The sequence below is a fragment of the Acinetobacter sp. B-6 genome (genome assembly GCF_056930735.1).
In genome coordinates this window covers 237821-248112 of the sequence record NZ_JBXPBY010000007.1, presented here as the reverse complement: position 1 = coordinate 248112, position 10292 = coordinate 237821, and the positions used below count along the sequence as shown (strand labels likewise).

Sequence of the window (10292 nt, the reverse complement as noted above, 5' to 3'; positions counted from 1 at the left end):
GACTGTGGACTGGCAAAAAGTCGACGATGTGATTTATGGCTGTGCCAATCAGGCAGGTGAAGACAACCGAAATGTGGGGCGTATGTCGGCATTATTGGCAGGGCTGCCTGTTGAAGTGCCTGCAACTACAGTCAATCGTTTATGTGGTTCTTCACTGGATGCGATTGCGATGGCAGCACGGGCGATTAAAGCCAATGAAGCCGATCTGATCATTGCTGGTGGTGTGGAAAGCATGAGTCGAGCACCCTATGTAATGGGTAAATCCGAGAGTGCTTTTGGGCGTAGCCAAAAAATTGAAGATACCACCATGGGTTGGCGCTTTATCAATCCAAAGCTAAAAGACATGTATGGTGTAGAAACCATGCCACAAACGGCTGAAAATGTGGCTGAGCAATTCAATATCAACCGTGCTGATCAAGATCAATTTGCATTGAACAGCCAGCAACGTACAGCAGCAGCACAGGCACAGGGCTTTTTTAAACAAGAAATTGTTGCTGTGACCATTCCTCAGCGTAAAGGTGATGATTTGCTGGTGGATCAAGATGAGCATCCACGAGCGTCAACCACATTGCAAGCCTTGCAAAAATTAAAAGGTGTGGTGAAAGCAGAAGGTACGGTAACTGCGGGCAATGCTTCAGGAATTAATGATGGTGCAGCCGCTTTACTGATCGCATCAGATCAAGCCGTTGCACAGTATCAATTAAAACCACGTGCCAAAATCATTGCAGCAACAACCGTGGGAATAGAACCTCGAATCATGGGTTTTGCACCTGCACCAGCGATCAAGAAATTACTTCAACAGGCAAATCTGAGTTTAGCGCAGATGGATGTGATTGAGCTGAATGAAGCCTTTGCTGCCCAAGCTTTGGCAGTGACTCGTGATTTAGGCTTGGCAGATGATGATGCACGGGTCAATCCGAATGGTGGTGCGATTGCTTTGGGGCATCCATTGGGTGCATCAGGTGCTCGCTTGGTGACAACCGCCCTCAACCAACTTGAACAGATTCAAGGGCAATATGCCTTGTGTTCAATGTGTATCGGTGTGGGTCAAGGTATCGCCATGATTATTCAACGTGTCGAGTGAGGTCTGTGATGAGCCAGTTATACGCCAGCTTATTTTATCAACCTGATGTCACTGCGATCTTTAGTGATCAAGCTTTATTGGGTTATATGATTCAAGCCGAAGTCGCTTTGGCAAAAGCGCAGGCACAGGTCAATGTGATTCCAAAATCTGCAGCAACCGTCATTGAAAGCGTTGGGCAAGATGCTTTAATGCACATAGATATCGATGCATTGGCTGTTGCAGCTGGTTTGGCTGGAAATGTTGCGATTCCTTTTGTGAAGCAATTTACAGCCTTAGTTAAACAGCAAGATGAAGATGCCGCCCGTTATGTACATTGGGGTGCAACCAGTCAAGATATTATTGATACAGCAACCATTTTGCAGTGTCGAGATGCATTGATCTTGATTGAGCAACAATTGCAACAGACGTATCAGGTCTGCTTAAAGCAAGCACAACAATATCGTGATCAAGTCATGATTGGGCGTACATGGTTACAACAGGCTTTACCGATCACGCTTGGACATAAGTTTGCACGTTGGGCGGCTGCTTTGCAACGTGATCTTGAACGTCTTAATCATATGCAACAACGAGTTTTAACCGCCCAACTGGGAGGTGCTGTAGGTTCGTTGGCTTCTTTGCAAGATCAAGGTTCCGCTGTGGTTGCAGCTTATGCAAACACACTCAATTTAACTGCACCCATATGTACATGGCATGGTGAGCGAGATCGCATGGTTGAGATCGCCAGCGCTTTAGCTTTGATTGTCGGTAATGCCGGCAAAATGGCAAAAGATTGGTCATTGCTGATGCAGACTGAAATCGCCGAAGTCTTTGAACCAACTGCAAAAGGTCGCGGTGGTTCATCCACGATGCCTCATAAACGTAATCCTGTTGCAGCAGCTTCAATCCTTGCAGCAGCCAATCGTGTTCCTGCTTTGATGGCAAGTGTTTACCAAAGTATGGTGCAAGAGCATGAACGTGCTTTAGGGGCTTGGCATGCTGAATGGTTGGCAATTCCTGAAATTTTTCAGTTATGCGCAGGTGCTTTAGAACGGACACATGATGTATTGGCACATATGCAAGTAAATGCAGTCGCCATGCAGCGTAATCTTGAGTGTACTCAAGGTTTAATCATGGCAGAAGCAGTCATGATGGCACTTGCAGTAAAAATTGGGCGTTTAAATGCGCATCATTTGGTTGAACAAGCATGTCAACAAGCAGTGGCTGAACAGAAACATTTAAAAACGGTATTAGCCGAGATGGATCAAGTCAATACCTACTTCAATGAGCTGGCGTTGCAAGCATTGTTTAACCCGACATCTTACTTGGGCAATATTCAGGCTCAAATTGATGCAGTACTGCAAGCCGCACAAGAGGATCAAAGATCATGATGATCAATAACCGTCAAGGACACCAACTTGCTGTGCAAGTACAGGGTTTGAAAGATGCTCCAGTGATTATGTTTTCCAACTCTTTGGGAACTGATCATGGGATGTGGCAAGCACAGGTTGCTGTATTCGCAGAGCATTATCAAATTATTACTTATGACACACGTGGTCATGGTGAGAGTGAGGTGGTTGCCCACACAACCTTGCAAAATCTAGCTGAAGATGCAGTGGATATCCTTGATGCTTTAAACATTACCAAAGCACATTTCTGTGGTATTTCCATGGGTGGGATTACTGCGCTTGCTTTGGCGATGAATCATGCTGAACGTTTTCATAGTATTAGCGTAGCAAATTCAGCCGCAAAAATTGGCACTGCCGAAGCTTGGAACAGTCGAGCGGAGAGTGTGGAGCAACATGGTTTAGCTGAAATCGTAAAAACGACACATACCCGTTGGTTTAGTGAGCATTTTGATTATGCCCATGATGTATTGGCACAAAAAACCATTCAAAGTTTAGCAATGACACCATCACAAGGTTATGCCAATGCCTGTAGAGCTTTGGCAGATGCAGATGTTCGCGATCAGCTAAATCAAATCCAAATACCTACATTGATTATTGCGGGGCAGTATGACCCTGTCACCACAGTTCAAGATGCAGAATTTATGCATCAACTTGTTCAAAACAGTCAGCTTGAAATCTTGGCAGCTTCCCATTTATCCAATATTGAACAGCCTCAAGTGTTCAATCAGGCGCTGTCTAAGTTTATTCAAAGCATATAACCGCAAGGGTTAGAAAGGAATTCGCCTACAAGGAGGCAACTATGGCACAGGAATTTGCTGCCCCAAACAAGAGTATGGATGCGCAGGCGCTGATCAATGATGCACCTGTCAGTAAATATCAGTGGATGATTGCAATTATTTGTTTTCTCATCGTATTTGTCGATGGCATTGATACTGCTGCAATGGGCTTTATTGCGCCTGCTTTGGCGCAAGATTGGGGCATTGATCGTTCCCAACTTGGACCTGTCATGAGTGCAGCACTGGGTGGAATGATCATTGGTGCATTGGTTTCAGGTCCTACAGCAGATCGCTTTGGGCGCAAGATTGTTTTGACTATTTCGATGCTGATTTTTGGTGGTTTTACACTGGCATCTGCTTATGCACAAGACTTAAACAGCCTTGTGATATTACGCTTTTTAACAGGTATTGGTTTAGGTGCGGCGATGCCAAATGCCACTACCTTGTTCTCAGAATATTGTCCACAACGCATTCGCTCATTGCTCGTGACCTGCATGTTCTGCGGTTATAACTTGGGGATGGCGATTGGTGGATTTATCAGTAGTTGGTTAATCCCGACCTTTGGTTGGCACAGTCTATTTTTACTGGGCGGAATCGCACCACTGATACTCATGGTATTGGTCATTTTCGTGTTGCCAGAATCTTATCGCTTCTTGATTGTCAAAGGACAATCAACCGAGAAGGTTCGCAAAATTTTAAACCACATTGCACCAGAGCAGGTAAAAACTGCGCAAACCTTTCATATTCCAGAAGAGCAGTCTGCTGTTGCAGAAAAGAAAAATGTATTCGGTATCCTGTTTTCAAAACAATATGCCAAAGGCACGCTCTTACTTTGGTCGACCTATTTTATGGGCTTGGTGGTGATTTATTTGCTGACCAGCTGGTTACCGACCTTGATGCGTGAAACGGGCGCGACCATGGAACGAGCTGCATTTATCGGTGGTTTATTCCAGTTCGGTGGTGTGATGAGTGCCTTATTTATTGGTTGGGCGATGGATCGCTTTAATCCAAATCGCATTATTTCTGCTTTCTATTTTATCGCAGGTTTGTTTGCAGTCGCTGTGGGGCAAAGCCTAAGCAATCCAACTTTACTGGCACTATTGGTGTTATGTGCTGGGATAGCCATCAATGGTGCGCAATCTTCTATGCCTGCTTTAAGTGCTCGTTTTTACCCAACGCAATGCCGTGCAACAGGAGTTGCTTGGATGACGGGTATTGGACGATTTGGTGCTGTGTTTGGTGCATGGATCGGGGCTGTTTTATTGGGCAATGATTGGTCTTTTACTGCCATTCTCAGTTTGCTCATGATTCCAGCAACCGCAGCAGCCATCGCTATTTTTGTTAAATCTTTGGTTGCTCATACCGATGCAACCTAATGCTCATTTTTCTAGATGAGGAATAACGTCAATGAATGATGATCAACGCTATCAACAAGGGCTTAAAGTCCGTACCGAAGTACTTGGTGAACAACATGTCGGCCGCTCTTTAGCGAACCTAAATGATTTTAATCAAGACTTCCAGAATTTTATCAGTCGATTTGCATGGGGTGAAGTATGGTCTCGTGAAGGTCTACCTCGTCATACACGTAGTTTAGTGACCATTGCCATTTTATTGGCATTGGGACGAGAGGATGAACTCAGAATGCATTTACGTGCTTGTTTCAACAATGGTGTGACCAAGGATGAACTTAAAGAATTGATTTTGCATAGTTCATTATATGCAGGTTTGCCAGCAGCAAATGCAGCAATGCATATGGCTGAAGACGTTTTTAAAGAGCTGGGTATCGAAGTGCAGCCTATTGCGACACCACTACAAGATTAAGGAGACCAGCATGTTAAGTCATACATTGGGTGCATATCCACAACGTAACACCGATGATCATCCGCCAGCATATACACCGGGCTATAAAACCAGTGTATTACGCTCGCCAAAAAATGCATTGATTTCGATTAATGAAACCTTGACAGAAGTGACCTCACCACATTTTTCCCCCAATCTTTTTGGTGCGAAAGACAACGATTTGATTTTGAACTATGCCAAAGACGGTTTACCAGTCGGTGAACGTATTATTGTCCATGGCTATGTTCGTGATCAGTTTGGTCGTCCAGTCAAAAATGCCTTGTTAGAAGTTTGGCAAGCCAATGCTTCAGGGCGTTATCGTCATCCAAATGATAAGTTTATCGGCGCGATGGATCCAAACTTTGGTGGCTGTGGTCGTACTTTAACTGATGAAAATGGATTCTTCATTTTTCGTACCATTAAACCGGGTCCTTATCCGTGGCGTAACCGTATCAATGAATGGCGTCCAGCGCACATCCATTTTTCATTGATTGCAGATGGTTGGGCACAGCGCTTAATTTCGCAGTTCTATTTTGAAGGCGATACGCTGATTGATAGCTGCCCAATTTTAAAAACGATTCCTTCTGAAGATCAGCGTCGTGCCCTGATCGCACTCGAAGATAAAAACAACTTTATTGAAGCGGATAGCCGTTGTTACCGCTTTGATATTCATCTTCGTGGTCGTCGTGCGACTTATTTTGAAAATGATTTGACTTAAGGGTGTATACGATGAACGCATGGAATTTTCAAGAACTGAAAGAGACCCCATCTCAAACAGGTGGTCCTTATGTTCATATTGGCTTATTGCCTCAACAAGCCAATATTGAAGTGTTTGAACACAACTTTAATCACCAATTGACCAATGACAAAACTCAAGGGCAACGTATTCGCCTGGAAGGTCAAGTTTTTGACGGACTGGGTTTGCCATTAAGAGATGTGTTACTGGAAATCTGGCAAGCAGATAGCAATGGTGTTTATCCAAGTCAGGCAGATACCCAAGGCAAAACTGTAGATCCACATTTTCAAGGCTGGGGGCGTACAGGTGCGAATTTTGAAACAGGTTTTTGGCATTTTGAAACTGTAAAACCCGGTGCTGTAGCTGGACGTAAAGGTTCGATTCAAGCACCTCATATTGCCGTGGTGCTGTTTGCACGTGGCATCAACATTGGACTACATACCCGTATTTATTTTGAGGATGAAGTAGATGCCAATGCCAATGATCCAGTTTTAAACAGCATTGAATGGGCGACTCGTCGTCAGACTCTCATTGCCAAACGTACGGAAGTTGATGGCGAAATCGTCTATCGCTTTGATATTCGTATTCAAGGTGAAGATGAAACGGTATTTTTTGATATCTAAGTATTTTGTCAAATCTTACTTTGATCATCATGGAGTTTGATCAATTTATGATTTTCCTCCCCGTAAAAAGGGAGGATGAATGCGATTTAAGTACATTGGTTTAAAGCATAGGACATTAAAACAGTATCTATATTCGAATTATTTATTACAGATCATCTATTAAGGAAGATGGAAAATGAAATTAAAAAAAATTGCAGCAGTGATGCTGGCATTGAGCCCAATTTTTACATTGCAAATGACACAAGCACAAACACTTCCAGTACAGCGTGTTGAATTATCTGAACTGGCAAAACTTCCAGTGAAAACGATTGTACCGATTACTGCCAAAACTCAAGAACAAGCCTTGGTGCAAGCCAAAGTGATTGCAAGTAATCCCGATGCAGATTTAGCGGAATTCCGTATCGACTTGCTCGACTTTGCCAACAACACACAACAAGTGATTGCTTTGGGGCATCAACTTAAACAGATTTTAGGCACCAAGCCGATGATTGCTACCATTCGCACACACAATGAAGGTGGGCAGTTGACCATCACTGATGCGGATTATGCAAAAACTTATCAAGCTTATTTAAAGCAGCCATTTATGGACATGTTAGATGTGGAGATGTTCCGAGATCCACAAGCCGTAAACAATATCGTAAAACTGGCACATGCCAAAAAAGTATTGATTGTGATGTCGAATCACGATTTTAAAAAGACACCCAATGAAGATGAGATCATTCAACGTTTGCTTAAACAGGATGAGCTTGGTGCAGATATTTTAAAAATCGCAGTGATGCCACAAAGCAAACAAGATGTATTTACCTTAATGAATGCCACTTTAAAAGTGAGTCAACAATCCAAAAAGCCATTATTGACCATGTCGATGGGCAAGTTGGGCACTATTTCTCGAATTGCTACGGCAAATATGGGCGGAAGCTTTAGCTTCGGCATGATCGGTGAAGCTTCTGCACCTGGTCAAATTGATGTAACCCAATTGAAGCAGTTATTGAAAACTGTTCAACCTACACCATAATTTAAAAGGACTTTTAAGACATGAAATTGATTTCTTTACGTTTAAGCGCATTGGCGATGGGGCTTGCAGTTTCTGGTTTAACGATGGCTGAAAGCTATGTGGTAGACCGTTATCAGGATGACAGTGAAAAAGGTTCATTGCGTTGGGCAATTGAACAGGCAAATGCCAAACCGACTGAGGCCAGTGAGATTTTGATTCAAGCGGTTGGGACAGCACCTTATACCATCAAGGTGAATAGTCCTTTACCTGAGATTAAAGCACCCGTAAAAATTACGGGAACCCAATGGGCGAAAACAGGTGAATTTATCGCCATTGATGGTTCAAATTATATTAAAGGGACAGGTGTTGAAGCTTGTCCGGGAGCGGTTGAAGGGCAGTTTGGTACCAATGTGCGTACCACAACTTTACCAGGCTTGGTTTTGCGTGATATCAACGGGGTCACCATTCAAGGTGTAGAAATTCGCCGTTTCTGTATTGGTATTTTAATGAATCGTGCCAGTAATAACCTGATTCAAAATAACCGTATTATGCATAACTATGGTGGTGCAGGCGTGATGTTGACAGGAGATGATGGTAAGGGCAACCCTACTGCAACCACCACCAATAACAATAAAGTACTGAATAATTATTTCCAAGACAATGGTGATGGGCTTGAATTAACCCGTGGTGCAGCATTTAACTTGGTTGCAAATAATCACTTTATTTCAACATCTGCAAATCCAGAGCCATCGCAAGGTATTGAGATTTTATGGGGCAATGACAATGCTGTGGTGGGCAATAAGTTTGAAAACTATTCAGATGGCTTGCAGATCAACTGGGGCAAGCGAAATTATATTGCTTACAATGAACTGACCAATAACTCGAATGGTTTTAACTTAACAGGCGATGGCAATATTTTTGACAGCAATAAAGTCCATGGAAACCGTGTTGGTATTGCGATTCGTTCTGAAAAAGATGCCAATGCACACATCACGCTTACCAAGAACCAAATTTGGAATAACGGTCAAGACATTAAGCGCTGTGAAGCGGGGGGGAGTTGTGTACCTAATCAACGTGTAGGTGCGATTATTTTTGATATTCCGGGATTGGAGCATGTGCACTTTGTGGGTTCACGTGGTCATGGTGTCAAGATTGATCCTGCAAATTTACAGAAAACTTGTCAACAGCCGAATGAGCAAGGTTGTAATGCTCAACCAAATCAAGGCATTCAAGCACCTAAATTAAGCTATGCCAAAGGTCAAGTTACGGTTGAAGTCAAGGGGCAACCAAATCAACGTTATCAGATTGAGTTCTTTGGAAACACTTCAGCGAGCTCAAATGAAGCAGAATTTTATTTAGGTTCAGCTGTTGCTGCGACCAATGGACAAGGTCTAGCCAAGCTTTTATGGAAACCGACCAATAAAGTCGCATCTGTTACTGCAAATATTACAGATCGTTTGGGTGCAACTTCTGAACTCAGTTCAGCTGTGAAATTAAAATAACAATCAGGAGCTTGAGATGAATTCAAAAAGATTTTTGATCAAACTGAGTTGCTTGACTGTTGCGCTTTGTACTGTTCAGCACAGCTTTGCGAATCAACCGTGGTCACAGGATCGTCAGTGGTTATTGGGTGATTGGAATGGTGAGCGTCAACAACTGGAAAAACAAGGTTATAAATTTACTGCTTCTATTATGAGCCAAGCAGCCACCAATTTAGATGGCGGTTATAACGATAGCAATACTTTTAAAAATGCAGCGCAACTGGCGTTAGGTGCAAATTTTGATCTAGAGAAAATAGCAGGGTGGGACAATACCACCGCCAATATTTTAATCACCAAGCGTGATGGCAATGCTTTGACTTTGGATCGTATTAAAGATCCTCGTTCGAGTGCATTGGGAAATTCACAAGAAATTTATGGTCGAGGTAAAATTTGGCGCCTGACTCAAGCATGGGTCAAAAAAGGATTTGCTGACAATACAGTTCAATTCAAGATTGGGCGTATGGGCATGTCTGACGACTTCAATGGTTCACAGTGTGAATTCCAGAATTTATTACTATGTGGCGGACAGCTTGGAAAATCTATTGGCTCCATTTGGTACAACTTACCTGTGGGGCTATGGGGAACCAATGTTAAATATCAATTTGCGCCAGATTGGACACTGGGTGTGGGTGTCTATGAAGTAAATCCAGACAATATTAAAACCGCCAAAAACAGTGATGGCTTTAATTTGGATATGAATAATGTCAAAGGTGCGACGATTCCAGTCGAACTGGCTTGGCGACCGAAACTGGCAGTATTTGATGATCTAGCAGGTGAATACAAGGTTGGTGCACTTTATTCGACTGCTGAAGCCAATGATATTGCAACCACGGGTAAAGTACATGACGGTAAACACAGTTTTTGGTTGAATGCACAACAACAATTGAGCCAAAAAGGCAATGATCCTAAACGTGGTTTATATGCCAGTGTGAATGTCGTGGTGAATGATAAAGCCACCACAGCAGTCCAAAGCACACAACAATTGGCGCTTTGGTACAAAGGACCATTTGATGGTCGTCCAAATGATTCTATTGGTTTTGGTATTGCCAATTATGTGGTGAATGATCGTTATAAAGACCGTCAAATTGCGCTGAATAATAGTCGTGGTTATGACGAATACGATGCATTTGCAGCAGACTATGTTCCTGTTCAACGTGATGAGTTAAATATTGAACTGAACTATACCTACCAATGGTCACCAGCGGTCATGCTCAGACCAAATCTACAATATATTCATCAACCCGCAGGTGTTAAAGAAGTGGATGATGCATGGGTTGCAGGTTTAAGCATGCGTGTAAATTTCTAATCTAGGAG

At 43.0% G+C, this 10292-nt stretch carries 10 protein-coding genes; all 10 read left to right on the top strand.

Annotated elements, in window-relative coordinates:
- Nucleotides 1-1084, top strand: a 1084-nt coding sequence (pcaF, locus tag AC1Z3T_RS10885; protein ID WP_483396651.1) for a 3-oxoadipyl-CoA thiolase, incomplete at its 5' end; no start/stop codon positions are given.
- Nucleotides 1085-1092: 8 nt separating this feature from the next.
- Nucleotides 1093-2451, top strand: a complete 1359-nt coding sequence (pcaB, locus tag AC1Z3T_RS10880) for a 3-carboxy-cis,cis-muconate cycloisomerase (RefSeq protein WP_309457558.1) — start codon at nt 1093-1095, stop codon at nt 2449-2451.
- A complete protein-coding gene (pcaD, locus tag AC1Z3T_RS10875; RefSeq protein ID WP_100884703.1) occupies nt 2448-3227 on the top strand; it encodes a 3-oxoadipate enol-lactonase in 780 nt (259 codons plus the stop codon). The genes pcaB and pcaD overlap by 4 nt, the downstream gene beginning before the upstream one ends.
- A gap of 41 nt (nt 3228-3268) precedes the next feature.
- The gene (gene pcaK, locus AC1Z3T_RS10870) at nt 3269-4621 is read left to right on the top strand and encodes a 4-hydroxybenzoate transporter PcaK (RefSeq protein WP_100884704.1); all 1353 of its coding nucleotides are present in this window, start codon (nt 3269-3271) and stop codon (nt 4619-4621) included.
- A 31-nt stretch (nt 4622-4652) separates the two neighbouring features.
- Nucleotides 4653-5066: a 4-carboxymuconolactone decarboxylase gene (gene pcaC / locus AC1Z3T_RS10865; RefSeq protein ID WP_004828626.1), complete on the top strand. Its 414-nt coding sequence runs from the start codon at nt 4653-4655 to the stop codon at nt 5064-5066.
- Between the two features lie 10 nt (nt 5067-5076).
- Complete coding sequence (pcaH, locus tag AC1Z3T_RS10860) at nt 5077-5802, top strand: protocatechuate 3,4-dioxygenase subunit beta (protein WP_004828629.1); 726 nt, start codon at nt 5077-5079, stop codon at nt 5800-5802.
- A gap of 11 nt (nt 5803-5813) precedes the next feature.
- Complete coding sequence (gene pcaG / locus AC1Z3T_RS10855) at nt 5814-6443, top strand: protocatechuate 3,4-dioxygenase subunit alpha (protein WP_004828630.1); 630 nt, start codon at nt 5814-5816, stop codon at nt 6441-6443.
- 235 nt (nt 6444-6678) lie between these two features.
- Nucleotides 6679-7458, top strand: a complete 780-nt coding sequence (gene aroD / locus AC1Z3T_RS10850) for a type I 3-dehydroquinate dehydratase (protein WP_404975892.1) — start codon at nt 6679-6681, stop codon at nt 7456-7458.
- Nucleotides 7459-7478: 20 nt separating this feature from the next.
- Nucleotides 7479-8939: a right-handed parallel beta-helix repeat-containing protein gene (locus AC1Z3T_RS10845; RefSeq protein ID WP_100884706.1), complete on the top strand. Its 1461-nt coding sequence runs from the start codon at nt 7479-7481 to the stop codon at nt 8937-8939.
- Between the two features lie 16 nt (nt 8940-8955).
- Nucleotides 8956-10284 (top strand): carbohydrate porin, encoded by a 1329-nt coding sequence (locus AC1Z3T_RS10840; RefSeq protein ID WP_058972034.1) that lies wholly within the window; start codon nt 8956-8958, stop codon nt 10282-10284.
- Nucleotides 10285-10292: the final 8 nt, after the last annotated feature.

Coding starts and splice junctions, on each gene's coding strand:
- pcaB (WP_309457558.1), top strand. CDS start 1,093: ATGAGCCAGTTATACGCCAGCTTATTTTATCAACCTGATGTCACTGCG.
- AC1Z3T_RS10840 (WP_058972034.1), top strand. CDS start 8,956: ATGAATTCAAAAAGATTTTTGATCAAACTGAGTTGCTTGACTGTTGCG.
- pcaG (WP_004828630.1), top strand. CDS start 5,814: ATGAACGCATGGAATTTTCAAGAACTGAAAGAGACCCCATCTCAAACA.
- aroD (WP_404975892.1), top strand. CDS start 6,679: ATGACACAAGCACAAACACTTCCAGTACAGCGTGTTGAATTATCTGAA.
- AC1Z3T_RS10845 (WP_100884706.1), top strand. CDS start 7,479: ATGAAATTGATTTCTTTACGTTTAAGCGCATTGGCGATGGGGCTTGCA.
- pcaC (WP_004828626.1), top strand. CDS start 4,653: ATGAATGATGATCAACGCTATCAACAAGGGCTTAAAGTCCGTACCGAA.
- pcaK (WP_100884704.1), top strand. CDS start 3,269: ATGGCACAGGAATTTGCTGCCCCAAACAAGAGTATGGATGCGCAGGCG.
- pcaD (WP_100884703.1), top strand. CDS start 2,448: ATGATGATCAATAACCGTCAAGGACACCAACTTGCTGTGCAAGTACAG.
- pcaH (WP_004828629.1), top strand. CDS start 5,077: ATGTTAAGTCATACATTGGGTGCATATCCACAACGTAACACCGATGAT.